The organism is Streptomyces sp. NRRL B-3229, from assembly GCF_000719505.1.
Classification (GTDB): Bacteria; Actinomycetota; Actinomycetes; order Streptomycetales; family Streptomycetaceae; genus Streptomyces; species Streptomyces griseorubiginosus.
Window position 1 is genome coordinate 362,080 of record NZ_JOGP01000001.1, and the last position, 25,907, is coordinate 387,986.

The following is a 25,907-nucleotide window of genomic DNA, read 5'->3' on the forward strand; positions in this document are numbered from 1 at the left end:
CCCTCACTCATGCGCGCAGTGCGGCCTCGATCAGGTCGGCGGCCCGACGCGTGCCGCCCTCCTGGGCCATCCCCGCCTGAACCTCCTTGAGTCTCCTGGCGACTTCGGGGTCGTCGACGAGGGCCAGCGCGGCGTCACGCAGCGCCTCGGCGGTCGCGTCCTCGGTGTCGATCCGCCGGGCGACCCCGAGAGCGCTGAGCATCTCGGCGTTGCCGAACTGGTCCACGGCCTGCGGTACGGCGATCATCGGCGTGACGGTCGCCAGTCCCTCCTGGCTGCCGCCCGCGCCGGCGTGGGTGACGAACAGGTCGGCCTGCCGGAGGATCGCCAACTGCGGCACCCACGACCGCACTTCGACGTTGTCCGGTACGGCGCCCAGCTCGGCCGGGTCCACGTGCGTGCCGATCTGAAGCACTAGGTGCCAGCCGGGAAGGTCACCGAAGGCCCGCAGGCACTCCTTGTAGAAGTCGGGCCGCTTGGTGAAGGAGGAGCCGAGGGAGACGAGCACAACCCTCTCGGCCGCGTCCGGCCGCCGCCACTCCCCCTGCGCTGCCCGGTCGCCCTGACAGGCGCCGACGAAGGTGTACACCGTTTCGTCGACCCGGTCGGCGTGGGGCTGGAGCGCCTTCGGGATCAGGACGAGGGAGCGGTCGGGGCGGCCGACGAAGGGATCCGGGTGCATGGCGATCCCGTTCTCGTCCAACCACCCCTGGAAACGGGCGTAGTACGCCTGTCCCCGTTCGGTGCTCCTCGGCTCGGCCCACAGGGGCTCGGCGACCTCCTCCTCGTACCCCTCCCAGGCGACGAGGTTCGGCGAGAGGGAGATCGCCGGGACACCCCAGCGGTGGGCGAGGATCCGGGCCGGGTAGGCGGTGATGTCGTGCAGGACGAGATCCGGCGCGTCGCCGTCGTAGGCCTCGGCGAGCTGGGGCAGGGCCTGGACGGCGTCGTCCAGGAAGAGCTCCACATGGTCGAGCAGTTCGCTCCCCCAGGCCGACGGGTCGTCGTCGGGGCCGGGCAGCGTGGAGTTCCAGGGCTTCACCTCCGCCCCGGTCTCGGCGACCTTCTCGGCGAGCAGCGGCGGAATGGCGTACGTGACCCGGTGCCCGCGCGCGACGAGTTCCCGGATCACTTCCAGACTGGGGTTCACGTGCCCGTGGTTGGCGGTGGAGAACATGGCGATGTGCGAGCGACTGGTCATACCGGCGAGCATAGGCGAGACGAGACGTCTCGTCCAATGGGTTGGCCTCATGAGGAACGAATCGGTGGGCGCCGTCGGCCCGGGCAAGCGGTTTTCAGCGCTGGTAGCGGGCGAGCACCAGGTTTCCGTCCTCCTCCAGCCGTTTCCGCAGTTCACCGAGGCCGATGGCGCCGCTGTAGTACTCCTGGAAGGCGGGCGTGGCCACCTTGTCCTTCCACTCGGGGTAGCCGCGCACGGACTGCGCGGGCGCCGGGCGGAGGTGCGGGGCGAGGGCGGTTCCGGTCGCCCAGCCGTCCTTCGCGGTGTGCAGGGCGGGGTCGGCGAGGGCCTCCGTGCCGGTCGGCAGCATCCAGTCGCCGAGTGCCAGCCGGACCATGTTCTTCGGCCTCAGGAGGAAGTCGATGAACTCGGCGGCCTCCTTCTTGTGCGGGCTGTCCTCGGCGACGGACAGGGTCTGCGGGCTGACGCCCTGGGTGAGCCCGTCGGCGCCGGCCGGGGCGGGCAGGACCTGCCACCGGAACCCCTTGGGCGCCTGTTGCGCGATCTGCTGACGGTAGGAGAAGCCGAGCGGGACCATCGCGTACCTGCCGCCGAAGAATCCGGGCAGGGTGTCGGAGCCGCCGCTGCCGAGGGTGGTGGGCGAGGCGCTGCGGTCGGTGTTCGCCTGGTCATGGATCGTGCGCGGCACGGTTTCGTCGGCCCGTTCGAAGCGGATGGTCACCTTGCCGTCGGCAGCCCGGTGGAAGAGCTGTCCGCCCGCCGACAGGGAGAGGCTGATGGTCGCGGAGACGGGCTCCTTGAGCGGCCAGGCCACGCCGTACTTCCCGGCACCGCTGAGCCGGGCGGTGATCCGCCGGAACTCCCCCCAGCTCCAGGGGTGTTGAGCGGTCGGGACACGTACACCGGACTGCTTCAGCCATGTGGCGTTGGCGATCAGGACGCGGGGTTCCTGGAGGAACGGCACGCCATACACCCCGTCGCCGAAGGAGGTGGTGTCCCAACTGTGCTGCGGGATGTCGGATGTGAGTCGCTGGGGCAGCAGGTCGCTCAGGTCGGCGAGGTAGCCGCCGTAGGCGAAGTCCGCGAGGTCGTCGGAGGCGTCGTGGATGATGTCCGGCGCCTCCCCGCCCTCGAAGGAAGTGAGCAGCTGGTCGTGGACGCTGTCCCAACTCCCCTGCACGTACTCGGCCTTGACGTCCGGATGGGTCGCGTTCCACTCCTTCACGAGTGCCTTGTTGGCCTCGACGGACTCCTCCTGCCAGGCGAGGGACTGGAAGCGGAGGGTGACAGGTCCCGTGCCGGAGCCGCCGGCGCCGTGGGTGCAGCCGGCGAGGAGCAGCATCAGGACGACGATCCACCGTGCGCGCATCGGCTGTCCACGCATCAGCTCTTCACCGCCCCGGCCAGCATGCCTCCGGTGATCCGCCGTTGGATGATCGCGAAGATGATCAGCGAGGGGAGAGTGGCGAGGAAGGCGGCCGCCGCGAGCGGGCCCAGGTCGGCGACACCCTCCGCACCGATGAAGTGGGTGAGGATCACCGGCAGGGTCTGTTTCTCCGGGGTCTTCAGCAGGACCAGGGCGAAGAAGAACTCGTTCCACGCGGTGATGAAGGCGAACAGCGCCGTCGCCACGATGCCGGGCGCGAGCAGCGGCGCCGTCACCGACACCAGGGTCCGTAGGCGTCCGGCCCCGTCGACGGCGGCGGCCTCCTCCAGCTCCCCCGGCACGGCACGGACGTATCCGACGAGCATCCACAGCGCGAACGGCAGCGCCCACACGACGTACACCATCACCAGCCCCGCCAGGGAGTTGATCAGCCGCAGCTCCTTGAGCACCAGGAACAGCGGGATGATCACCAGCACCAGCGGGAAGGCCTGGCTGACCACCACCCAGCCGGTGCCGGCCTTCGCGAGCCGGGTGCGCTGCCGGGCCATGACGTAGGCGAGCGGCGTCGCGATCAGTACGGCGATCACGGCGGCGGCGAGCGCGGCCAGCAGGGAGTTGCCCGCGGCGCGCAGCAGGGGCTGTTCGTCGAAGGCCTGGCGGAAGTTGTCGAGGGTGGGGTCCCGCGGGATCCAGGTGGGGTGCAGACTGCCCAGCTCACGGGGGGACTTGAAGGCGGTGGAGATCAGCCAGAGGAAGGGGAAGGCGAGGAAGACGAGATACCCGAGAAGGGCGGCGTACTGGCCGACGCGGCCGGCGGTGCTGGTCCTCATGCCTCGTCACCTCCCTTGATCCGACCCACCAGGAAGAGCGCGAGGAGCAGGGAGATCACCGCGACCATCACGAGCCCCATCGCGGCCGCGTAGCCGAACTGGCCGTAACGGAAGGCCTCTTCGTAGGCGAAGAGCATCGGAAGCCGGGTCCGGCCGCCGGGGCCGCCGCTGGTCAGCACGTACACCAGGGCGAACGAGTTGAAGTTCCAAATGAAATTGAGCGCGGTGATCGCGAGCGCCACCGGTCTCAGGGCGGGCCAGGTCACCGTGCGGAACCGGCGCCAGGCGCCCGCGCCGTCCATCGCGGCGGCCTCGTGGAGTTCGCGCGGGGTGTTCTGGAGGCCGGCGAGCAGCGTGACCGTCGTCTGGGGCATCCCGGCCCAGACCCCCACGACGATCACGGCGGGCAGCGCCGTGGACAGACCGCTCAGCCAGTCCCGGCCGTCGCCGAGGCCGAGGGTGCGCAGCGTCTCGTTGAGGACACCGGCGTCCGGGTTGTAGACGAGCCGCCACATCACACCGACGACGACCTCCGGCATGGCCCACGGGATGATCGCGAGGGCACGGGCGAGCCAGCGCAGTCTGAGGTCCTGGTCGAGGAGCAGGGCGAGCCCGAGCGCCAGCAGGAACTGCGGGACGGTCACGCCGACCGCCCACACCAGACCGATCCGGAACGACTCCCAGAACAGCGTGTCGTGCAGCAGGTCCTGGAAGTTCAGGCCGCCGATCCACTGCGTGGCCCGGGTCCGGCCGGACTGGGCGTCGGTGAAGGCCAGCAGGATCCCGTAGAGCAGGGGCCCCACACTGAGCACCAGGATCGGGATCAGCGCCGGCAGCACCAGGAACCAGGCACCGCGGCCGGAACTCCGCCTGCTCCCGGCGCGCGGGGCGTCCCTCGCCGGCCGCTTCGTCGCGGTCACCACTGTCACGTGATCGGCTCCTTCGCGCGGCTCGTGACGGTCCGGGTCCAGGTGGGCCCCGTCATGGTCGTGACCACGCCGTGCCCCGTCAAGACTCCGCGCACACGGGCCGACCTGTGCTGATGCGAGACTGGCCGATGATTGGCCCGATCACGCCGTTCCCCCCGGCGCGGGCGAGCACGCGGACCTACGGCGACTGGAGGCCGGACCATGGACGAGGCACGGGCACGGGATGTACTGGACGCGACGGGGGTGCTGCCGGCCTCGGCACTGCTGCTCGCGCTCGGCGAGAACGCCGTGTTCGCCGCCGGTGACCTGGTCGTCAAGGTCGGCCGCGACGCCGAACTCCTCGACCGGGCGCGCCGGGAACTGGACATCGCGGTGTGGCTCGCGGAGGCGGGGGTGCCCGCGGTGCGGGCGGCCGAGCCGAAGGCCCGGCTCGTCGAGGGGCATCCGGTGACCGTGTGGCACCGGTTGCCGGACGCGGTACGGCCCGCCGAGCCGCGGGATCTGGCCGAACTGCTGCGGGTGGTGCACGCGCTGCCGGCGCCGCCCTTCGCCCTGCCGCCGCGGGACCTGCTCGGCGGTGTCGAGCGGTGGCTCCGGCTCGCGGGCGACGCGATCTCCGCCGCCGACGCGGAGTATCTGCGACAGCGGCGGGACGGTTTCGCGGGGGCGGCGGCAGCGGTGACGCCCCGTCTGGTACCGGGGCCGATTCACGGGGACGCGTTGCCGCGGAACGTGCATGTGGGGCCGTCCGGGCCGGTCCTGGTCGACCTGGAGACCTTCTCCTCGGATCTGCGGGAGCACGATCTGGTGGTGATGGCGCTGTCCAGGGACCGGTACGGGGTGCCTGCGGCCGCCTATGACGCGTTCACCGCTGCGTACGGGTGGGATGTGCGGGAGTGGGAGGGGTGTGCGGTGCTGCGGGGGGCTCGGGAGACGGCGAGTTGTGCGTGGGTCGCGCAGCATGCGGCGTCGAATCCGGCGGCGTTGGTGGAGTTCGAGCGGCGGGTGGGTTCTTTGCGGGACGGGGATTCGACTGTGCGGTGGTATCCGTTCTGAGAGGTCGTGGGTCTCTGCGGGTTCGTTGTGGCTGGTCGCGCAGTTCCCCGCGCCCCTAGGTCAGTCAGCCGCGCCACGAATCGATTGTGCTGCCGACTTCAGTTCCGCCAAAACCGTCCTGACCGCTCTCCTCGCCGTTCTCTCCGGGCGGTACAGGGCGTCGATGTGACGTCTCGCCTGGACGCCGCTCAAGGGCCGCAGCGCCAGGGACGGGTGGCGGCGCATCGTCCAGCGGGGCATCAGCGCCAGGCCGCCGCCCGCCGCCACCGCCTCCGCCGCCACCGCGAACTCGTTGATGCGGTGGGCCAGGTGGAGGCGGTGGCCCGCTGCCGCCGAGATCGCCTCGATGGTGGCCATCACCGGGAAGCCGTCGTGGACCGTGATCCAGGGTTCGCCGGCCACGTCCTTCGGGGTCACCCGGCGCTTGGCCGCCAGGGGATGGTCGGCCGGCATGGCCACGTCCAGGGGTTCGCGCAGCAGGGTGGTGGCGGTCACCGTGGGCGGCCAGGCGGGGGCGTGCTCCAGGCGGTGGGCCAGGACGATGTCGTACGCGCGGGTCAGGCGCGGGAAGTCCTCCTGCGGGACGTCCTCGTCGGCCAGTCTCGGCACCGGGCCGTCCGTGCCGGCCAGCGCGCGGAGCAGCGGTGGGAAGAACGCGGCGGCCGCACTGTGGAACGCCGCCACCGAGACCTCGCCGTCGGGGCGGTCGGCGAACTCCTCGACCGTGTGCCGGGCGCGTGCCAGGGCCGTCTCCACCTCGATGGCGGCGCCCGCCAGGGCCTGGCCGGCGTCGGTGAGGACCAGTCGGCGTCCGTCGCGCTCGGTCAGCGGCACCCGCACCGAGCGCTGGAGCAGCCGCAGCTGCTGCGAGATCGCCGAGGGGGTCACGAGCAGCGCCTCGGCGACCGCGGTGACGCTTCCCAGTTCGCCCAGCTCCCGCAGGATCCGCAGCTGACGTTCGTCCATCACGACAGTGTAGGAGTACTGAAAGATCGTTGAAGAAACTGGTTCTGGGCTTCAGGGACGCTTCGGTGCAGGGTGGTCGGGTGTCCGACGCCCGCCGTACCGACGTGGTACTCCTGCTGGTCGCGCTCGTCTGGGGTTCGAGTTACCTGTCCGCCCAGACCGCCACCGCCGCGCTTCCCGTCCTGCTCGTTCTGTTCGCGCGCTACGCCCTGTCCGCGCTCGCGTGTCTGGGGGTGGTCGTCGCCGCTCCCGGTAGGAGGTCTCACCGGTGGACGCGGGAGGAGCTGCGGGCCGGTCTGCCCCTCGGCCTCACCCAGGCCGCCGTCCTGGTCGTCGAGACCTATGGCGTCGCCCACACCAGCGCCGCCAACGCCGGTCTCATCATCAGCCTGACCATCGTGCTCACCCCCCTTCTCGACCGCGGCGGTCAGCGGGGCGGGCTGCCGCCGGTCTTCTACGCCGCCGCCGGCCTGTGCGTCCTGGCCGTCGGGCTCCTCATGGCGGGCAACGGCTTCCACGCTCCCCGCCTCGGCGACCTGCTGATGCTCGGCGCCGCTGTCGTGCGGGCGGGCCATGTGGCGCTGGTCGGCCGGTTCACCGCGGGCCGGGCGATACGGCCGCTGCACCTGACGACCGTGCAGACCCTCGTCGGCACCGGCCTGTTCCTGGTCCCGGCCGCACGGGACCTGCCGGCCCTGGCCCACGCGGACACCGCCACCTGGACCCAGCTGCTCTATCTCGCCTTTTTTTGCAGTGTGTTCGCGTTTCTCGCCCAGACCTGGGCCGTTCAGCGCACCTCGGCCAGCCGGGCCAGTCTGCTGCTGGGCACCGAGCCGATCTGGGCCGCCGCGGTCGGGGTCGCGCTGGGCGGCGAGCACTTCACCGTGCTGACGGGGCTCGGCGCGGTCCTGATGGTCACCGGCACCTACTGGGGGCAGTCGGTGGAGCGCGCCCACCGGGCGTCCGGCGTGCGCCGCAGGGAAGTCCGTCCCGCCGAGCAGGGCATCGGGTGCCCGGGTACGCCACCGGGCGACACCACGGCGCCCACCCCGCCGGCTCTGCTCCCGTGAGGGTCTCTCACACCGTCTCGTCGGCCGGCTCGCGCAGCGGCCAGGTGCCGTCGACCACCGCGGTCGCGTCGCCCTTGCGGCGCAGGAAGTCCTGGAAGTCCGCTGCCCATTCCGCGTACCACTCGATCTGGCGGCGGTGCAGTTCCGCCGGGCCGAGGGCGGCGACCTTGGGATGGCGGACGGCTATCGCGCAGGCCAGCCGGGCCGCGGCGAGGGCGTCGGCAGAGGCGTCATGGGCCGCGTCGAGAGCGACGCCGTACTCGGTGCAGACCGCTTCGAGGTTGCGTTTGCCGCGGCGGTAGCGGTCCACCGAGCGGTCGATGGTGTACGGGTCGATGACCGGGGCCGGGTCGAGGTCGCCCAGGCGCTCGCGCAGGGACGGCAGGCCGTACCGGCGCAGTTCGGCGGAGAGCAGGCTCAGGTCGAAGGCGGCGTTGTACGCGACGACCGGGACGCCGGTCCTCCAGTAGGTGGTGAGGACGTCGGCGACGGCGTCGGCGACCTGGTCGGCGGGGCGGCCCTCGCCGGCCGCCCGCTCGTTGCTGATGCCGTGGACCGCGACGGCGTCCGCCGGGATCTCGACGCCCGGGTCGGCCAGCCACTCCCGGTGCCCCATGGGCTGCCCGCCCCTGACCTCGATGACGGCCGCGGTGACGATGCGCGCCTCGCGCGGATCGGTGCCGGTGGTCTCCAGGTCGAAGCCGATCAGCAGCTCTTGGTGCCAGCCCATGGGCGGTCCCCCTTCGTGGTGGTGCTTTCCCCCAGTGGTCTCCACCTTCCCATGCGCCACTGACAATCAGACGGCCGCGTTCCGCTTACCGGCCCTGCGGTTCCGGACAGTTCAGGACACCGGGCGTGAATCAGCCCAGTTCGTCTCGAACTCCTCGCGGTAGGTGGGGAAGAGTCCGATGTCGTCCACGTCGCCCGCCTTCACCACCCGGTTGCCGTTGCGCAGCACGAGCACGGGTGCCTCCATGCCCCGGGACCGGCGCAGGTAGGACTGCACGACCGCTATGCCGTCGGTGCCGTCGCCGTCCACCAGGTAGGCCGAGAAGCGCGGTGTGTCGTCGTAGACCTGGATCTCGAAGGCGCCCGGGTCGCGCAGCCGCGAGCGCACCCGGCGCATGTGGAGGATGTTCATCTCGACGGAGCGGCTCAACTCGCCCCGCTTCATGCCCAGTTCCCGCTCGCGCCGCTTGACCGCGCTGGAGGCCGGGTTCAGGAAGAGCAGCCGCACCCGGCAGCCGGCCTCGGCGAGCCGCACCAGACGCCGGCCGGAGAAGTTCTGCACCAGGAGGTTGAGGCCGATGCCGACGGCGTCGAGACGGCGGGCGCCGCCGAAGATGTCCTCGGCGGGGAACTGCCGCAGCAGCCGCACCCGGTCGGGGTGGACGGCGACCACGTCGGCGTACCGGTCGCCGACCAGGTCCTCGACCGCGTCCACGGGCAGCCGCCGGGCGGACGGCACGTCACCGCCGGCGCCGAGTATCTCCAGGAGCTTGGCGGAGGCGCGCTCGGCCTGGCCGAGGACCGCCTCGGACAGGGCGCGGTTGCGGGAGACGACGTTGCGGGTCACCTCCAGCTCGTCCAGGGCCAGTTCGACGTCCCGGCGCTCGTCGAAGTAGGGCTCGAAGCACGGCCAGTGCTGCACCATCAGCTCGCGCAGCTGGGGCAGGGTGAGGAAGCTGAGGACGTTGTCGTCGGCGGGGTCGAGCAGATAACCCTTGCGGCGGCTGACCTCGCGGACGGCCACCGCGCGCTGGACCCATTCCTGCCCGGCGGGTCCGGCGGCGGCCACCACCCAGTCGTCGTGGCCGTGAACGGGTTCGTAGATGGGCCGCAGCACGGCGGCCACGACGGCCCGCAGCCGCTGCTCCACGAGGTTCAGCCAGATGTAGGCCCGCCCCGCCCGCTGCGCGCGTGTACGCACCTCACGCCAGGCTTCGGCGTCCCAGTCCAGCTCCGGCCCGATCGTCGCTCCCGCGTCCATCGGCCGTGCCAGGGACACCGTGCCGGGCGGGGCGTCTTGGGAGTTCCCCTCGTGACCCTCGTCACCAGGGGGCAACTCCAGCCCTCCCGAGCCCACCCGCGCACCGCCTTCCGCTCCCCCGGGTGCCACCCGGAGGGTCTCCCCACCCAACGATCAAGGAAGGGTACTCCGGGAGCGGTCGGCGGTGCAGCCGGATGGACAGGGTCAATCTCAACTACCGGGGGTCCACTGCCCGTTCTGCCCGGCGAGCTCGGCCGGAGTGAGCGGATTCATAGCCGTGACGTCCCTCGGGGCGATGGAGAAACCCTGCCAGTGCACCGGCATGGGCTGCTGGTCCTCGTCCCGGGCGATGTGGTGGAAGCCCACGTTCATCCAGACCACCGGGTGGGTGAGCGTCTGGCCGTTGACCCACTTGTCGACGGACTTGCCCGCTCCGGCACCGCAGTTGCCGGGGTTGTTGCTGGCGAACTGCTCGCACTCGTTGTACTCGGTGAAGTACACGTCGTGCTTGGTGAAGCTGCGCCCCGGGTACTTGGTGCTCGGGCCGGGGACGATCTCGTACGACCGCGGGTGCCAGTCCTTGTTCTTGCCGACCGCGCTGACCACACGCCACCAGCGGTAGCTCTTGGCGTCGCCGGCGAGTTCCTTGGTGACCGGGGTGCGGGTGGTCTTGGTGCTCGGCGCCTGCTGGCCCGCGGCGGCGGCGGTGACCGTCGAGTCGTACTGCTCGACGCGGTTCTTGGAGGAGCCGTCGAGGGCGAAGTCCAGGCGCCAGAAAGCGTTGTGGCTGTGGCTGGTGGCCTGGGCGCGCGGGCCCTTGCCGATGGGCCAGCCGCGGCCGTCGCCGGCGTCGTAGTCGTAGTAGGAGAGGCTGCCGGTCGCACCGAGGTTCATGGTGATGGTGCCGTCGTCCTGGAAGCGCCACTCGGTCATGTACTCGTACCAGCCGACCTGGTTGACCGAGTAGACCAGCAGGTCCTTGCCCTGGGCCTGGTAGACCTTGTTGGCGCTGTCGCCCTGCATGCGGTAGGCGTGGCCGCGGGAGCGGGTCGTGGTGCACAGGCCGCTGACGTCGGACTGGTCCGGGTCCCAGGAGTCGGGGACCTTGACCTTCTTGATGGTGCCGCCGGGGCACTCGCCCGGGTCCAGGTTCATCAGGCCCTGCGCAAAGCCGAAGCCGGTCAGGTCGTCGTACTCGACGCTGCCGTCGTCGTAGGGGACGTGGATCTGGCCGAGCCGGGCGCTGTTGAGGACCTTGATGGGCGCGGCCTCGCCCTTGGGCTGGTAGGAGATGTCCTCCAGGACGAGCCCGGCCTTGCCGTCGTAGCGCCAGCACATGCTCCAGGTCGTGCCGCTGGACAGCTTCTGCTCGATCTTGTAGGCGGAGCTGCACTCCGCGGCGGCCGCGGCGGCGGCCTTCGGCTGGGCGGCGGCCGGGCCCGCGCCGGTGGTGACACCGGCGGCCAGCGCGACCACGGAAACGCCGAGGGCCGCGTGCCTGCGCGCGCGGCTGATTCTGTTGACACGCATGAAGAGATGACTCCCTTGCGGAAGGAGCAGGTGGGAAAAGTGGACGAGGAAGAGACGCGGCTCAGCCGGCGAGCTTGGCGATCTTGCGGGCGCTGAGGTCGATCACGAAGGCCCTGGCGTCGATCCAGGGGCCGTTCTTGACCTTCGGGAACAGCCGTACGCAGCGGTGCTCGCCGCACTTGTCGAGCACGGCCGGCTGGCCGCCCGGTACCGCCCGGTACACCGCGCCGGTGAGCAGCAGCTGGTTCGGGTCGGTGAGTTCCTTGTCGGTGGCGTCCTTGTAGTCGGCCTTGAGGTCCGCGCCCAGCGGGTCGGCGATCAGCAGGCTCGCGGCTTCCGTGTACTCGGCGCGGCTCAGCGGCGGCTGCACGCCGTGCTGGGTGCCGGTCGCGACGACCTTGCCGCTGGCGAGGTCGACGGTCTTGGTGACGAGGGTGTCGTCCCGGTAGTCGTAGAACGTCACGTCCGCGCGCCGCGGCGCGTTCGGGTCGTCGAGTTCGTCGGCCTTCGGGTCGGCGAGGTCCACGGTGAGCCGCTCGGGGCCGCGCTCGCCCTCGACGTCCTCACTGGTGTTGAACATCTGCCGGTTCACGGCGAGCTGCTCCACCCGCTTGATCTCGTCGTCGGTGAGCGGGTCGCGGCCCTTGCCCTTCTCCCCCTCGGCCGCCGGGGCCTGCTCGACGACTCCGGGCGCCACCGCCCCGTCCTGGCCCGCTCCGGCCTGCGCCGCGGACCGACCCGCGGCCGATCCGGCGCCCGCCGGGTCGGCGTCCGCCCCTGCCGTGCCCGGCAGGGTGATCCCGATCATCACGGCGGTCCCGGCCACCGCGATGGCCGCACCTGCCACCACCTTCCCGAGGTGGCGGTGCACTATCTTGCGCACATCTTCCCCCTACTCCCCGGAACTCCGGGAGTACGTGTATGCCCCAATGGTTCGGCCCAGGGCGGTCCTGTGATCGTCCTGTGCGCCGGTCGCTGGGTAAGAGGGACGTAAGTCATAGGTGGTTCCATCACTTTCGTGGACACTCGAGCCCAAGGCGCCACACGGGGCGCGTGACACCTGAAAGAGTCGTTCCATGCAGGTCTGGCCTGGAGAGGCGTATCCACTCGGTGCCACGTACGACGGCGCCGGTACCAACTTCGCGGTCTTCACGGAAGCCGCGGACCGAGTAGAGCTGTGTCTGTTGCACGACGACGGCTCGGAAACGGCGGTGGAACTGCGCGAGAGCGACGCGTTCGTGCGGCACGCGTACCTGCCCGGCGTGATGCCCGGACAGCGCTACGGCTTCCGTGCGCACGGCCCGTACGCTCCCGAGCGCGGCCTGCGCTGCAACTCGTCGAAGCTGCTGCTCGACCCGTACGCGCGCGCGGTCAGCGGTTCCATCCGCTGGGGCGAGGAGGTGTACGGCTACCACTTCGACGCGCCCGACCGGCGCAACGACCTCGACTCGGCGCCGCACACCATGACGTCGGTCGTGGTCAACCCGTACTTCGACTGGGGCGACGACCGGCGGCCCAGGATCGGCTACCACGAGACGGTGATCTACGAGGCGCACGTCAAGGGCCTCACCATGCGGCACCCGGGGCTGCCCGAGGAGCTGCGCGGCACCTACGCCGCCCTCGCGCACCCGGCGATCATCGAGCACCTGGTGGAGCTCGGCGTGACCACGCTGGAGCTGATGCCGGTCCACCAGTTCGTGAACGACCACCGCCTGGTCGACATGGGCCTGAACAACTACTGGGGCTACAACACCATCGGTTTCTTCGCCCCGCACAACGCGTACGCCTCCTGGGGCGACCGCGGCCAGCAGGTCCTGGAGTTCAAGTCGGCGGTCCGGGCGCTGCACGAGGCCGGGATCGAGGTCATCCTGGACGTCGTCTACAACCACACCGCCGAGGGCAACCACCTGGGCCCGACCCTGTCCTTCAAGGGCCTGGACAACCCGCAGTACTACCGCCTGACCGACGACCAGCGGTACTACATGGACACCACCGGCACCGGGAACTCCCTGCTGATGCGGTCCCCGCACGTCCTTCAGCTGATCATGGACTCGCTGCGGTACTGGGTCACCGAGATGCATGTCGACGGGTTCCGCTTCGACCTGGCGGCGACTCTGGCCCGGCAGTTCCACGAGGTGGACCGGCTGTCGTCGTTCTTCGACCTGGTGCAGCAGGACCCGGTGGTCTCCCAGGTGAAGCTGATCGCCGAGCCGTGGGACGTGGGCGAGGGCGGCTACCAGGTGGGCAACTTCCCGCCGCTGTGGACGGAGTGGAACGGCAAGTACCGCGACACCGTCCGGGACCTGTGGCGGGGCGAGGGCCGCGCGCTCGCGGAGTTCGCGTCCCGGCTGACCGGCTCCTCCGACCTGTACCAGGACGACGGGCGGCGACCGCTCGCCTCGATCAACTTCGTCACCTGCCACGACGGTTTCACCCTGCGTGACCTGGTCTCGTACAACGACAAGCACAACGAGGCCAACGGGGAGGACAACCGGGACGGCGAGAGCCACAACCGGTCCTGGAACTGCGGGGTGGAGGGCGAGACCGACGACCCGGCGGTGCGGGAGCTGCGCGCCCGGCAGATGCGCAACTTCGTCGCCACGCTGATGCTCTCCCAGGGCGTGCCGATGATCAGCCACGGCGACGAGCTCGCCCGCACCCAGGGCGGCAACAACAACGCCTACTGCCAGGACAGCGAGATCGCCTGGGTGCAGTGGCCGGACGGGGCCGAGGAGGCGGGGCTCGGCAGCGAGCTGCTGGAGTTCACCCGCGCGATGGTGTGGCTGCGCAGGGACCACCCGGTCTTCCGGCGCCGCCGCTTCTTCCACGGCCGGCCCGTGGAGGGCACCCATGACGAGCTCTCCGACATCGCCTGGTTCACCCCGGAGGGCAAGGAAATGGCCCAGCGGGACTGGGACCGGGCCCAGGCCTCGGCGCTGACGGTCTTCCTCAACGGCAACGCGATCTCCGAGCCCGGCCCGCGCGGGGAGCGGATCACCGACGACTCGTTCCTGTTGATGTTCAACGCCTCGCCGAAGACGCTCGACTTCGTGGTGCCGGTCAACCACGGCCGGCAGTGGGAGGTCGTGGTCGACACCGCCCGCCCGGACGGGGTGCCGCCCGGCACCGGGGCGAAGGTGCAGGCCGGGGACCGGCTGACCCTGGTGGACCGGAGCCTGACCGTGTTGCAGCGGCCGGTCTAGGGGGGCGCCCGGGGAGGGCACATGGAGCAGCGATGACACGAAAGGCCGCAGGGCGGGTACGTAGGTTCGCATGACACCTGAGCGATCCGTCCCTGCGGTGCCGACGGCCACGTACCGGCTCCAGTTGCAGCCCGAGTTCCCGTTCGGGGCCGCCGCGGCCGCCGTGCCCTACCTGGCCTCGCTCGGCGTCTCGCATCTGCACCTGTCGCCCGTCCTGGAGGCCGTGCCCGGTTCGACGCACGGCTACGACGTCGTCGACCCCGCGCGGGTGCGCGAGGAGCTGGGCGGCGAGGACGGGCTGCGGGCGCTGTCGGCCACCGCGCGGGAGCACGGGCTGGGCCTGGTGCTGGACATCGTGCCGAACCACATGGCGATGGCCCCGCGCCACAACCGCGCCCTGTGGGAGGTGCTGCGGGAGGGCCCGAAGTCGCCGTACGCGCGCTGGTTCGACATCGACTGGGAGGCGCAGGACGGCCAGGTGCTGCTGCCGGTGCTGGGGCGCCCGGTCGGCGCGGAGCTGGGCAGCCTCACCGTGGACGGCGAGGTGCTGCGCTACCACGACCACGTCTTCCCGCTCCGCGAGGGCACCGGGGACCTGCCGCTGCCGCAGCTCCTGGACGCGCAGTGGTACCGCCTCGGCTGGTGGCGGCTGGCCCGTACGGAGCTCAACTACCGGCGCTTCTTCAGCATCTCCGAGCTGATCGGGGTGCGGGTGGAGGACCCGGAGGTGTTCGAGGCCACCCACGGCAAGGTCCTCCAGCTGCTGCACGAGGGCGTGGTGGACGGGCTGCGGATCGACCACCCGGACGGCCTCGCGGACCCCGACGGCTATCTCCTGCGGCTGCACGAGGCGACCGGCGGCCGCTGGACGGTCGTGGAGAAGATCCTCGCCGACGGTGAGCACCTGCCCGCCTCCTGGCCGGTGGCCGGGACGACCGGCTACGACGCCCTGCGGCACCTCGACGGGCTCTTCACGGACCCCGCCGGGTTCGGGGAGCTCCTCGGCCAGTACCGGCGGTTCGCGGCCCCCCAGACGGACCGCGGCGGCGACTGGGCGGCGACGGTACGACGGGCGGCGTACAAGGTGATCACGCACGAGCTGGCGGCCGAGACCGAGCGGCTGACCCGGGCGGCGGTACGCGTGTGCGCCGCGTCCCCGGAGCCCGCGTTGCGCGACCGGGCACCCTGGGCGCTGCGCACCGCGCTCGTGGAGCTCCTGGTGCGGATGGAGGTCTACCGGCCCTACGCCTCCTCGGACGCCGCCGCCGTGGTCACCGAGGAGGCCGCGGCCGAGGCCCGGCTCGCCTTCGCGGTCCCCGAGGAGGCGGAGGCCGTCGACGTCGTACGGGATCTCGTGCTGGGGCGGGCCGGCGACGGGCCGGAGCACGTGGAGTTCCGGACCCGGTTCGCGCAGACGTCGTCGGCGCTGCGGGCCAAGTCCGTGGAGGACACGGCGTTCTACCGGTACGTGCCGCTGCTGTCGGCGACCGAGGTCGGCGGGAACCCCGGGAGCCCGGCGGTCTCCCCGGAGGAGTTCCACGCGTACTGCGCGCGCGTGCAGCGCGACTGGCCGCTGACGGGGATCGTCGCCTCGACGCACGACACCAAGCGCAGCGCGGACGTGCGGGCCGCGCTGGCCGTGCTCACCGAATGCCCCGGGTGGTGGTCGGACACGCTCGCGGAGGTGACGCGCACGGGTGACGGGGTGCCGGACGCGCAACTGGCGTGGGCGGCCTGGCAGACGGCCTTCGGGCTCGGCTCCGCGGAGCCCGGGCGGGTGCGGGAGGCGCTGCTGAAGCATGTGCGCGAGGCCGGCCTGTACACGAGCTGGACGGAGCAGGAGCCGGCGTACGAGGAGGCGGTGGCGGCGTTCGTCGCGGCCGGGCCGTGCGGGCCGCAGGGCGAGCGGGTGGCCGAGCTGCGGAGCCGACTGCGGCCGCACATCCTGGCCAATGTGCTGGGTGGGGCCCTCGTGCAGCTGACCATGCCGGGGGTGCCCGACGTGTACCAGGGCACCGAGGGCGAGTACCTGGCGCTGGTGGACCCGGACAACCGGCGGGCCGTGCGGTTCCCGCCGGAGGACTCCGGCGACAAGGACGCGCTCACCGCGGCGGCGCTGCGGCTGCGCCGGCGGCGGCCGGAGGTCTTCGGGGCGTCGGCGGCCTATGAGCCGCTGGCCGCCGAGGGACCCGCCGCGGGGCACTGCGTGGCCTTCACGCGCTCCGGGGAGGTGCTCACGGCGGTGACCCGGCTGTCGCTGCGGCTGGCGGAGGCGGGTGGCTGGGGGGAGACGGTGCTGCCGCTGCCGGCCGGGGTGTGGAGCGACGCGCTGGTGCCGGAGCGGGAGTTCTCGGGGCGGGTACGGCTGGCGGACCTGTTCGGCGCGTCACCGGTGGCGCTGCTGGAGCGGAGGGCTGCGACCGGGTGAGCGCGAGCCGCCGTCGGGGCACGGCCGGCCCGTCGTGAGGGCACCGGACCTGCGGTGACCACGGGGCGGGTGGCTCCGGCACGGGGTCGTCGGACCTGCCGTCACCGCGGGGCGGACGGCTCCGGCACGGGGTCGTCGGACCTGCCGTCACCGCCGAGCGGACGGCTCCGGCACGGGGACACCGGACCTGCCGTCACCGCGGGGCGGACGGCTCCGGCACGGGGACACCGGACCTGCCGTCACCGCGGGGCGGACGGCTCCGGCACGGGGACACCGGACCTGCCGTCACCGCCGGGCCGGCGCCTCGGGTACGGGGGCCCAGGGCACCCTTCGGCGACCACGGTTGTGCCCGCCGTAGGCGCATTGCCTCCGGGCGCCCCCTGGCGCCTCCCCCTCGGCGTCCTTGACAGCTCAACCGGACCGTGGGGTACTGCGGATTGCGAGGCCGGTCGGACATGTCGGGGGTGAGTCTCCTGCCGGAGCTGCGCTACCCCACGGTGCCCGAACTTGTGCTGTCCGCAGGGACGTTGGCCGCCAGGCGACCCGGTGTCTGCCGACTGCGGCAGGTGGGTGTCTCGCGCGCGGGCAGGCCCCTGCACCTGCTGTCGGTCGGCCACGCCCGGCGGGCCGTCCTGGTGGTCGCGGGCGCCCACGCCAACGAACCCACCGGCGGCCCCGCGGCGCTGGCGGTGGCCGAACGGGTGCTGGCCGAGCGGCAGTTGCGGGCGGACACCGCCTGGCACTTCCTGCTGTGCGCGGATCCCGACGGGGCGAGTCTCCATGTCACCCCGGCGCCCCGCAGCCTGTTCGACTACCACCTCGGGTTCTTCCGGCCGGCCGGTGCGGAGCAGCCGGAGTGGGCGCCGTCGATGCTGCCGCCCGACCGGCTGCCGCCCGAGACCCGTGCGCTGACCGCGGTGATCGACGAACTGCGGCCCTACCTCCAGGTGACCCTGCACGGCACCGATCTGGGCGGCAGCTGGGTGCAGTTGACGAAGGACGTCCCGGGTCTCGCCGAGCCGTTCGCCAAGTCCGCGGCGGAGTTGCACATTCCGGTGGAGACCGGTGCCTCGGACGCGGCGGGCTGGCCGGCGTCGGGGCCGGGGGTGCATGTGATGCCGGCGCCGGGCGCGGGGTCGGCGTACCCGAGCATGCCGGACGACGCCCGGCACAGCACCTGGTACCACGCGCACCGCTACGGCGGTCTGACCGCGGTCGTCGAGGTGCCGATGTGGGCGAGCGACCTGGTGGACGATCCGGCACCGCATCCGGCACCGGCGGCGGCGATGCGGCGGCTGGCGGGCCGGCTGCTGCGGCAGGCGCGGACGGTGGAGCGGGTGCTCGGGGAGGCGCGGCCGCGCCTCGAAGGGGTGGACGGGCCCCTGCTGCGGGCCGCCACGTGGGGTCTGGAGCTGGTGCCGGGGCTGGCCTCGGACTGGATCCACACCCGCCCCGCCGACGAGACCCGGGCCTACATCGGCAGTGTGGACGCGTTCTCCCGGCGGCTGCCGCTGCGGGTGGCGGCCATGCTGCTGCGGGTCCTCCGGGAGAACGACGACCGCGCCGCGCCACGCCTCGAACACCTCGTCAGGCTCTGGAGCGACGCCTTCGCGGAGCGTTTCCGGGCCCGCTGGGTGCCGTTGGAGCACCAGGTGGAGCACCAGGCCCGCACGGTCGTGACGGTGGCGCTGCACGCGCGGGAACGGGCGGATCAAGGGTGACGCGGCGGCACGCGCGTGTGCGTCCGTGCTTCTCTGCGGGCGGGTCAGCTCTCCAGCGCGAACACCGCCCCGGTCCGTGCCTCCATCAAGCACGCGTTGGAGAAACTCTGGCGGTACTCGACGGGCCGGCCGTTCCACTGTCCGCGCGCCTGGACGGTGACCGGCGCGTAGATCATCGGGCAGGTCACGTCGGCGGCCGGAAGGGCGCCGATGTCGCCGCCGGCCGCGTCGAGCTGGGCGCAGGCCTCGGCGGCGCGGCCGTGGCCCTGGGGCGGGTCGCACAGCAGGAGGGTGCCGCGGGTGTCGCTGGAACGGCTGTCGCCCTTGGTGACCGTGAGGTAGAGGTAGTCGCCGCCGGACCGGTCCCCGGCCGAGACGGGGGCCGCGACGGCCAGCAGGACGGCCGCCGCCGCCAGTCCCGTGCGGGCCGCTCGTCGCAGTGCTGTCGCTGTGTGGGTGTGCGTCATTCCCGATGCATCGGCACGGCGGCCTCGGATCCCCACCCGGGCTCACCCGAACGGGAGCGCGCGGGCGCGTGCCGTGCGGCGAGTTCGAAGGCGGCGAGAACGACCCGGGACTGGTACTCGATCTGGCGCGGGACCGGGATCCAGCGGGCCCCGCAGCCGTCGCGGTAGTCGGCGCACCACAGGTCGATGAGCCGGTCCAGCTCCGGCAGCGCGCCGGCCGGGTCGGTGCCCGCGCGGATCACGAGCTGGTGGAGGAGTCCTGCGGTGCGCAGGGCGAGGCGCCGGCCCGCGATGCGCAGGGCGGCCAGGTGGCCGGTGCTGAGCGGGGGCAGCGGGCGGGCGGTGACGGGGACGTCGGGGTCCCAGGCGTCGGCGAGCCCGGGGCAGACCAGTAAATAGTCCTCGACCGGGGCGAGCAGCCGGGCGGCGTCCGGGGCGTCCGAGACGTACGGGCGGATCCGCGCCAGGACGTCCTCGAGGAGCCGCGCGTCGCGGCGCAGGGTGTGGCTGACGGTCCGCAGCACGGCGGCCGCGTCGGTCGGCAGGCCGGCGTCCTCGACGGCGGCCACGCCCCACATGGGGGCTTCGACGACGGCCGTGACGGTGCCGTACGGGTGCGGGTGGTACCAGGTCGACTCGACGGCGGCTTCCGTTATGGCGGCGGCCAGGTCACCGCGGCGGGGTGGCGGGATCCGGTAGACGGCGGGGCCCAGGCACGGCCAGTAGAGCGTGTCGTAGGGGCCGAACTCGCGCGGGACGCTCAGCTCGGCGGCGGTGTGGGCGACATGGCGGGCGAGGCCGGGCAGATCGCGGGTGAGTTCGACGAAGCCGCCGCCGACGTCGACGCCGTGCAGGGAGCACTGGAGGAAGGGGCGCAGCTCGTCCTGGAGGGCGAGGAGGGTGCGGGTCTCCGGCAGCGCCGCGTTCTGTGCGCCGTCCGGGAGCCACTCCGGCTGTTCGCCGAAGCCGGGCCGGAAGAACTTCCGGAAGTAGCGGTCGAGGGAGTACGGGCCGCGCAGCCAGCCCTCGTTGCGGCGCAGGCCGTCGGGGTCGAGGCAGAGCAGGAGGTTCCAGGTGGCGTCGGCCCCGGCGGTGAGGCGGGGGTCGGCCAGGGCCCGCTCGGCGAGTCTGAGGACGGTGCCGCCGCCCACGGGCTCGTTGGCGTGCGGTCCGGCGACCACGAGGGCCTGGCGGCTGCCGTGGCCGACGGAGAGCAGCCACAGGGGGCTGCCGGCGCGTGAGGTGCCGACCCGGCGCAGCCGGGCGTCCGCGGGATGGCGGGCGACGAGTGACGCGGCCCGTGCGCCCAGCTCGTCGGCGGTCGGGTAACGGAGGAGGGGCGGCAGGGCACACCTCCACAATGTGGTGCCGTCGGTTCACCTGGTGTGCATGGTGTACGCACAGTCAGTCACGACTTGACGGTTACGTCAACACCGTGCGGAGGAAAGGGCATTGGGCCACGACGGCACGTAAAGCCCAGGCCAGAGGTGAGCTTGGCCTCAGTTGACCGCGAGCCGGAAGGCCATCCTCCCGAACCCGACCTGGTCGCCCTCGCGGACGACGGCGGCACCGATGACCCGACGGCCGTTGACCGTGGTGCCGTTGGTGGAGCCGAGGTCGCGCAGCACCCACATCCCGCCCTGACGGCTGAGTTCGGCGTGCACGCGGGAGACCGTCTCGTGGGTCAGCCTGAGGCCGTTGGCCGGGTCCCGGCCGATGCGCAGCGCGTGACCGCTGCCGGGGTGCGGCAGCAGCAGCTTGGGCAGCCGCTCGGCCTGCCATGCCCTGCGCAGCCGTACGGTGAAGCCGGAGACGGCCTCGACGGTGCCGAACACCAGCCGGGCGACGCGGTTCTCCTGGGGCAGGTCGGCGGTGAGCGCGGCGAGTTCGTCGGACCGGCGGGCGACGAGGGCCAGTTCCATGCGGCGCACGAAGGTGTCGTGCGACAGGCGGCCCATGGCGACGCCGTCACGGAGCACCTTCAGCGCCTTGTCGCGCTCCACGTCGGAGAGCCGCGCGGGGTACGTGTTGAACTCGAAGGACGACGTCACGTTCGTGATTGTCGGGCAGTGAACCCCGGGTGTCCAGAAAACGAGACAACGGCCGCCCCGCGCGCGGACCCGACGACACCTGCGGCAAAGGGGCTGATTCAGAGGCGGATTGATCGCGTTTGACGCACCATGGACGGGCTGGATCCGGATGAGCCGACGAAGGGGACCGTCCGTGCAGTTCGAGGTGTGGGCACCGCAGGCCGGCCGTGTGACGCTCCATTGCGAGGGCGCCACGCGCGCGTTGGAACGCGATCCGGAGCGCGCGGGATGGTGGTGGACGGAGGCGGAGGCCGCGGACGGCACCCGCTACGGCTTCGCGCTGGACGACGGCCCGGTGCTGCCCGATCCGCGCTCGCGGCGCCAGCCGGACGGACCGGACGGGCTCAGCGCGGTCGTCGAGCACGAGCGCTACGCCTGGCGCAGCCGGTGGACCGGCCGCCCCCTGCCGGGCGCGGTCCTGTACGAGCTGCACGTGGGCACCTACACCCCCGAGGGCACCCTGGACGCGGCCGCCGCCCGCCTCGAGCACCTCGTCGAACTCGGCGTGAGCCACGTCGAGTTGATGCCCCTGTGCCCCTTCCCGGGGCGGCACGGCTGGGGATACGAGGGGGTCTCCCTGTGGGCGGTGCACGAGCCCTACGGCGGCCCCGAGGCCCTGAAGCGTTTCGTCGACCGCGCGCATGAACTGGGCCTCGGGGTGGTGCTCGACGTGGTGCACAATCACCTGGGCCCCTCGGGCAACTACCTGCCCGCCTTCGGGCCGTACTTCACGGACACGCATCACACTCCCTGGGGTTCCGCGGTCAACCTGGACGCGCCGGGCTCGGACGAGGTGCGCGCGTATCTGCTGGGCAGCGCGCTCTCCTGGCTGCGGGACTACCGGATCGACGGACTGCGCCTGGACGCCGTGCACGCGCTGGCGGACACCCGCGCCTGCCACTTCCTGGAGGAGCTGTCGACGGCGGTCGACGCGCTCGCCGCCGACCTGGGGCGGCCGCTGTTCCTGATCGCGGAGTCCGATCTCAACGACCCCCGCCTCATCACCCCCCGCGCCGAGGGGGGCCTCGGGCTGCACGCGCAGTGGAACGACGACTTCCACCACGCCCTGCACACCGCGCTCACCGGCGAGTCCCAGGGCTACTACGCCGACTTCGCCCGCGCACCCCTGGCCTCGCTCGCCAAGACCCTCACCGGCGGCTACTTCCACGACGGCACCTGGTCCAGCTTCCGGGGCCGCAGCCACGGACGTCCGCTGGACCGCACCCGCACGGCCGGGCACCGGCTGCTCGGCTACTCCCAGACCCACGACCAGATCGGCAACCGCGCCCAGGGCGACCGGCTGGCGGCGTCCCTCTCCCCCGGCCTGGCGGCCTGCGCGGCGGCGCTGGTGCTGACCGCGCCCTTCACCCCCATGCTGTTCATGGGCGAGGAGTGGGCGGCGGGCACCCCCTGGCAGTTCTTCACCGACCACACCGATCCCGAACTCGCCGAGGCCGTACGGCGGGGGCGGCGGCGGGAGTTCGCGGAGCACGGCTGGGCGGAGGAGGACGTGCCCGACCCTCAGGACCCGGCGACCCGGGACCGCTCCTGCCTCGACTGGTCCGAGCTCGACCGGGAGCCCCACGCGCGGGTGCTGGCCTGGTACCGCCGGCTCCTTACGCTGCGCCACGAACACCCGGACCTCACCGACCCCGACCTCGCCGACACCAAGATCGCCCATGACGAGGGCCGGCGCTGGCTGGCCTTCCGGCGCGGGGACGTCCGGGTCGCCGTGAACCTCGCGAAGTCGACGGCGGCCATCCCCCTCGGGCCCCGCGAGGCCCACGTCCTGGCGGCCTGGGAGCCGGTGGAGGCGCCGGGCGCGGACGGAGTGCTTCATGTTCCCGGCGAGTCGTGCGTGGTGCTGCTCCAGGCCTGACCTCACGGATACCGCTTCGCCTCCCCCGTTGCTGCCCGGCGTGCCCCTCCTCAGGCGAGAGCGGGCACGGCCGGCGCTCCCTGGTGGCCATCCCGTATGCGCAGGCCGCGGGCGACGATGACGCCGAGGCGGACGATGACCTCGCCGAAGGCCATGAGGATCAGGGCGGCCACCCAGGGCTGTCCACTGGTGATGTCGTGGTCGGCGGAGAAGCGGGCGACGTGCGCCGCACCGGAGGCGTGGGAGGTCCAGACCGCGAAACCGAGGCGGAAGCCCATGCTGACCACCCACAGGGCCGCCGCGCCCCACGTCGCCTTGACGCGTATGTGTCCGTCGGCGAACCGCACGCGGGTGATCAGGCCCCCCGCCAGGCCGAAGGCGACTCCGGTTGCGGCGAACAGCGCGATCAGCAGCTCGTCGTTGCCCGCCGTGGGGATGTGGTGGAGGTAGGTGGTCCCGGCCCAGGTGATCAGCGCGAGGGGCAGCAGGACCGTGCGGGGGGTCAGTCTCTCCTCGCGGAGCTGCCGGAAGACCACGAGAAGGAGTGCCACGTCGATGAGCCAGTCGGAGATCGTCATGCTCCGACTATCCGGCTGGGGCACGGTCGTGCGCCTCGGCCCAGGGGTGGACGGAGGGTGGAAATACGCAGGTGGAGACGGTCTGAGGGGGGAGCCCACCCACGGGTGGAGCGCCTTACTGGTGGAGCGGCCCACAGGTGGAGCCCCTACGGCTCCGCGTCGTCCGAGCCCTCGTCCCGCAGCTCGGTGACCCGCTCCAGCAGGATCGCCTCCCAGGCGCGGCCCAGCCGGGCCCTCAGCAGCCCCAGGGGTGCTTCCTCCCCGCGTTTCAGGTCCGCGGCGAGGTGGATCACCGTGTCGCAGCGGGCCAGCCAGAGACCGCGCAGGCAGGGGCGGGCTCCGTACCCGGCGAGGGTGGCGGCCCGGACGGCGGCGGGCGCGCCGACGGCCAGGGCGAGGCCCGCGATGTCCTCGGCGGGGTCACCGACGACCGTGTCGGTCCAGTCGAGCACACCCCGCACCCGGCCGTCGGCACTGACCACGAGGTGCTCACCGGTCAGGGCGTGGTGCACGAGGACCGCGCTGCCGGGCTGCGCGGCGAGCTGGACCGCGGCGGCCGAGGTGAGCTGCTGGAACCGGGCCGGGTCGAACTCGTCGGCCTTGCGCAGGAGCTCGGCGGCCCGGGCGGCCTCCCGGCGCAGCGCCTCCAGTGAGCGCGGGGCGACGCGCGGGACGCCGAGCGCCTCGGCCTGCCGTACGGGCACCTCGCGCAGCCCGGTGAGGAGCCCGGCCAGGTCGGCCTCGCCGACGGCGGAGACGTCGTGCTCCTCCGCCGAGCCGCCGGGGACCTTGGTGTCCAGCGTGTAGACGAGACCGGGCGCCCACTCGCCCTCTGCCACGCTGGTCGGCACCGCGACCGGGACGTGCGGGCGCACCAGGTCGCGCACGCGCAGTTCGCGGCGTCGGCGGGCGGTGGCCGCGCGGTCCTCGGACAGCCGCAGCACATGGCGGGCGCCGACCCACCAGGTGGAGTGCGCGCCGCTCTCGGCGACGGGCCGAAGCTCGGGCCCGCCGGTGTCGGACGTGCCGTCCTTGAGCGACGGCCCGTCCTTGAGCAGGGAACGGACCAGTCGGCGGACCGTGTCCGCGGTGGGTGTCGGTGCCTGGGTCATGTCGCGCCGTAGTCGCTCGGGGGGGGTGGAGGGGACTCCTGGGGTCGGGTCAGTCCACTATGACCATCTCGCGGGTGGTGTCGTTGAGCCTGTGGCCGCCGTTCTCGGTGACGGTGACGATGTCCTCGATGCGTACCCCGAAACGGCCCGGCAGATAGACACCGGGTTCCACGGAGAAGCACATCCCCGGCACGAGGGGCTGTTCCTCGCCCTCGATCATGTACGGCGGTTCGTGCGTGGTCACGCCGATGCCGTGCCCGGTGCGGTGGATGAAGTACTCGCCGTAGCCGGCGTCGGCGATCACCGCGCGGGCGGCCCGGTCGACCTCCTGACAGGCAGCTCCGGGCCGCACCGCGTGGAAGCCCGCCTCCTGGGCGGCGCGGACGAGGTCGTGCACCCGGCGTTCCTCGTCGGTGGGTTCGCCGACGTGGACCGTGCGGGAGGTGTCGGAGCCGTAGCCGTCCTTGAGGCCGCCGAAGTCGAGGACGACCATGTCACCGCGTTCGATGACCCGGTCACCCACCTCGTGGTGCGGGTTGGCGCCGTTCGGGCCGGAGGCGACGATGGTGAAGTCGACCTGGGAGTGGCCGAAGCGGCGCAGCAGGTCGGCGAGGTCCGCGGCGACCTCGGACTCCCGGCGGCCGCCGAAGGGAAGCTTCCGGATCTCCTCGAACGCCGCGTCGGCCGCCGCCCCCGCGGCCGCCAGCAGCTCCAGCTCCGCCCGGTCCTTGACCGCCCGCAGCATCGGAAGGGCCTCGGTGAGCGCGGCGTACGACGTGCCGGGCAGCGCCTTCTGGAGGCCCAGCAGGTGCATGGCCCAGGCGTTGTCGCTGATCCCGAACCGGCCGCCGGCGTCCAGGAGGGGGGCGGTGACGGCGTAGGGGTCCTTGCCGTCGGTCCAGTCCCGCAGGGCCAGGGCGCTCGCGCCGACGGCCTTGGCGGCGTCCGGGGCCTCCAGGGCGGGGACGACCAGGACGGGGTCCTGGCCGGGGGCGAGGACGAGCAAGGTGAGGCGTTCGGTGGCGGCGGGGGGCGCGTAGCCGGTGAGCCACACCAGGTCCGGTCCCGGGGCCACCAGCAGTCCAGCGAGCCCTGCCTCGGCGGCCGACCGGGCCGCGCGCTCCATGCGGGCCCGGTAGTCGTCGGCGGCGAAGGGCGCTGCGGTGCCGGTCATCGGGGCCTCCCTGGGCGGGTGTGGGTCTTGGGCAGCATCCTGCCCGCACGGCGTGGGGCGCGCGAGCCGGTTGCGTGGTTTTCGGGCGGAGCGCGAAAAGTGCGCTGCCTCGCGACGGGCTGCCGGGCTCCTACGGCTGTGGAGGGCCGCAAGCAGCAGTACGGTGCCCGGAGACGGGTCCCGGGCGCCGGGGCCCGCTCGCGCGGGAGCTGGTGAAGGGGCGCTCGCCACCATGAGAGGCCGACCGGTGACGGAGCGCGACGAAGAGAGCTTGAGGGCCGAGGCGCACCTCGAGG

The 25,907-nt window shown here is 72.5% G+C and carries 20 protein-coding genes and 1 pseudogene; 6 read left to right on the forward strand and 15 right to left on the reverse strand.

Annotated elements, in window-relative coordinates; genetic code table 11:
* Positions 1-7 precede the first annotated feature (7 nt).
* The 4 genes and pseudogenes from mgt to IF54_RS0101630 all read right to left on the reverse strand — a co-directional run bounded on the left by mgt (position 8) and on the right by IF54_RS0101630 (position 4,347).
* Positions 8-1,238: pseudogene (mgt, locus tag IF54_RS0101615) on the reverse strand (macrolide-inactivating glycosyltransferase).
* A 57-nt stretch (positions 1,239-1,295) separates the two neighbouring features.
* A complete protein-coding gene (locus IF54_RS0101620) occupies positions 1,296-2,570 on the reverse strand; it encodes an ABC transporter substrate-binding protein (RefSeq protein ID WP_030313609.1) in 1,275 nt (424 codons plus the stop codon).
* A 14-nt stretch (positions 2,571-2,584) separates the two neighbouring features.
* On the reverse strand, positions 2,585-3,418 hold the full coding sequence (locus tag IF54_RS0101625) for a carbohydrate ABC transporter permease (RefSeq protein WP_030313611.1): 834 nt from the start codon (positions 3,416-3,418) through the stop codon (positions 2,585-2,587).
* On the reverse strand, positions 3,415-4,347 hold the full coding sequence (locus IF54_RS0101630) for a carbohydrate ABC transporter permease (RefSeq protein WP_030313613.1): 933 nt from the start codon (positions 4,345-4,347) through the stop codon (positions 3,415-3,417). Before IF54_RS0101630 ends, IF54_RS0101625 begins: the two co-directional genes overlap by 4 nt.
* A gap of 201 nt (positions 4,348-4,548) precedes the next feature.
* On the opposite strand from IF54_RS0101630, the gene IF54_RS0101640 reads away from it, so the two are divergent.
* Positions 4,549-5,403 (forward strand): aminoglycoside phosphotransferase family protein, encoded by an 855-nt coding sequence (locus IF54_RS0101640; protein ID WP_030313615.1) that lies wholly within the window; start codon positions 4,549-4,551, stop codon positions 5,401-5,403.
* A gap of 60 nt (positions 5,404-5,463) precedes the next feature.
* Here IF54_RS0101640 and IF54_RS0101645 read toward each other — a convergent pair whose 3' ends face one another.
* Positions 5,464-6,369 (reverse strand): LysR family transcriptional regulator, encoded by a 906-nt coding sequence (locus tag IF54_RS0101645; RefSeq protein WP_030313616.1) that lies wholly within the window; start codon positions 6,367-6,369, stop codon positions 5,464-5,466.
* 80 nt (positions 6,370-6,449) lie between these two features.
* Between IF54_RS0101645 and IF54_RS0101650 the strand changes: the two genes are divergently transcribed.
* Positions 6,450-7,439, forward strand: a complete 990-nt coding sequence (locus IF54_RS0101650; protein ID WP_037819045.1) for a DMT family transporter — start codon at positions 6,450-6,452, stop codon at positions 7,437-7,439.
* Between the two features lie 7 nt (positions 7,440-7,446).
* On the opposite strand, the gene IF54_RS0101655 is transcribed toward IF54_RS0101650, so the two are convergent.
* From IF54_RS0101655 to IF54_RS0101670, 4 genes are all read right to left on the reverse strand, one after another.
* A complete protein-coding gene (locus tag IF54_RS0101655) occupies positions 7,447-8,169 on the reverse strand; it encodes a 3'-5' exonuclease (RefSeq protein WP_030313620.1) in 723 nt (240 codons plus the stop codon).
* 111 nt (positions 8,170-8,280) lie between these two features.
* Complete coding sequence (locus IF54_RS0101660; RefSeq protein WP_078851834.1) at positions 8,281-9,525, reverse strand: SAV2148 family HEPN domain-containing protein; 1,245 nt, start codon at positions 9,523-9,525, stop codon at positions 8,281-8,283.
* Between the two features lie 114 nt (positions 9,526-9,639).
* Positions 9,640-10,959: a copper amine oxidase gene (locus IF54_RS0101665; protein WP_030313624.1), complete on the reverse strand. Its 1,320-nt coding sequence runs from the start codon at positions 10,957-10,959 to the stop codon at positions 9,640-9,642.
* A 61-nt stretch (positions 10,960-11,020) separates the two neighbouring features.
* Complete coding sequence (locus IF54_RS0101670; RefSeq protein ID WP_030313627.1) at positions 11,021-11,842, reverse strand: hypothetical protein; 822 nt, start codon at positions 11,840-11,842, stop codon at positions 11,021-11,023.
* A gap of 193 nt (positions 11,843-12,035) precedes the next feature.
* Between IF54_RS0101670 and glgX the strand changes: the two genes are divergently transcribed.
* The 3 genes from glgX to IF54_RS0101685 all read left to right on the forward strand — a co-directional run bounded on the left by glgX (position 12,036) and on the right by IF54_RS0101685 (position 18,311).
* Positions 12,036-14,162, forward strand: a complete 2,127-nt coding sequence (gene glgX, locus IF54_RS0101675) for a glycogen debranching protein GlgX (RefSeq protein WP_030313629.1) — start codon at positions 12,036-12,038, stop codon at positions 14,160-14,162.
* A gap of 70 nt (positions 14,163-14,232) precedes the next feature.
* Positions 14,233-16,590 (forward strand): malto-oligosyltrehalose synthase, encoded by a 2,358-nt coding sequence (gene treY, locus IF54_RS0101680; protein WP_030313631.1) that lies wholly within the window; start codon positions 14,233-14,235, stop codon positions 16,588-16,590.
* Between the two features lie 464 nt (positions 16,591-17,054).
* Positions 17,055-18,311 carry a M14 family zinc carboxypeptidase gene (locus tag IF54_RS0101685; protein ID WP_030313634.1) on the forward strand — a complete coding sequence of 419 codons (1,257 nt, stop codon included), beginning with the start codon at positions 17,055-17,057 and terminating at the stop codon, positions 18,309-18,311.
* Positions 18,312-18,355: 44 nt separating this feature from the next.
* On the opposite strand, the gene IF54_RS0101690 is transcribed toward IF54_RS0101685, so the two are convergent.
* The 3 genes from IF54_RS0101690 to IF54_RS0101700 all read right to left on the reverse strand — a co-directional run bounded on the left by IF54_RS0101690 (position 18,356) and on the right by IF54_RS0101700 (position 20,829).
* Entirely contained in the window at positions 18,356-18,778 is a 423-nt protein-coding gene (locus IF54_RS0101690; protein ID WP_030313636.1) for an SSI family serine proteinase inhibitor, read from the reverse strand.
* A complete protein-coding gene (locus IF54_RS0101695; protein ID WP_030313638.1) occupies positions 18,775-20,139 on the reverse strand; it encodes a M14 family zinc carboxypeptidase in 1,365 nt (454 codons plus the stop codon). The genes IF54_RS0101690 and IF54_RS0101695 overlap by 4 nt, the downstream gene beginning before the upstream one ends.
* A 138-nt stretch (positions 20,140-20,277) precedes the next feature.
* A complete protein-coding gene (locus tag IF54_RS0101700; protein ID WP_020133691.1) occupies positions 20,278-20,829 on the reverse strand; it encodes a DUF1707 and FHA domain-containing protein in 552 nt (183 codons plus the stop codon).
* A 172-nt stretch (positions 20,830-21,001) separates the two neighbouring features.
* On the opposite strand from IF54_RS0101700, the gene treZ reads away from it, so the two are divergent.
* Positions 21,002-22,747, forward strand: coding sequence for a malto-oligosyltrehalose trehalohydrolase (gene treZ, locus IF54_RS0101705; protein WP_030313639.1), 1,746 nt, complete (start codon positions 21,002-21,004; stop codon positions 22,745-22,747).
* A gap of 50 nt (positions 22,748-22,797) precedes the next feature.
* Here the strand turns inward: treZ and IF54_RS0101710 are convergent, their stop codons facing one another.
* The 3 genes from IF54_RS0101710 to IF54_RS0101720 all read right to left on the reverse strand — a co-directional run bounded on the left by IF54_RS0101710 (position 22,798) and on the right by IF54_RS0101720 (position 25,611).
* Positions 22,798-23,325, reverse strand: coding sequence for a hypothetical protein (locus IF54_RS0101710; protein WP_030313641.1), 528 nt, complete (start codon positions 23,323-23,325; stop codon positions 22,798-22,800).
* A gap of 146 nt (positions 23,326-23,471) precedes the next feature.
* A complete protein-coding gene (locus IF54_RS0101715; protein WP_030313643.1) occupies positions 23,472-24,437 on the reverse strand; it encodes an aminoglycoside phosphotransferase family protein in 966 nt (321 codons plus the stop codon).
* Between the two features lie 49 nt (positions 24,438-24,486).
* Positions 24,487-25,611: an aminopeptidase P family protein gene (locus IF54_RS0101720; protein ID WP_030313645.1), complete on the reverse strand. Its 1,125-nt coding sequence runs from the start codon at positions 25,609-25,611 to the stop codon at positions 24,487-24,489.
* Positions 25,612-25,907 lie beyond the last annotated feature (296 nt).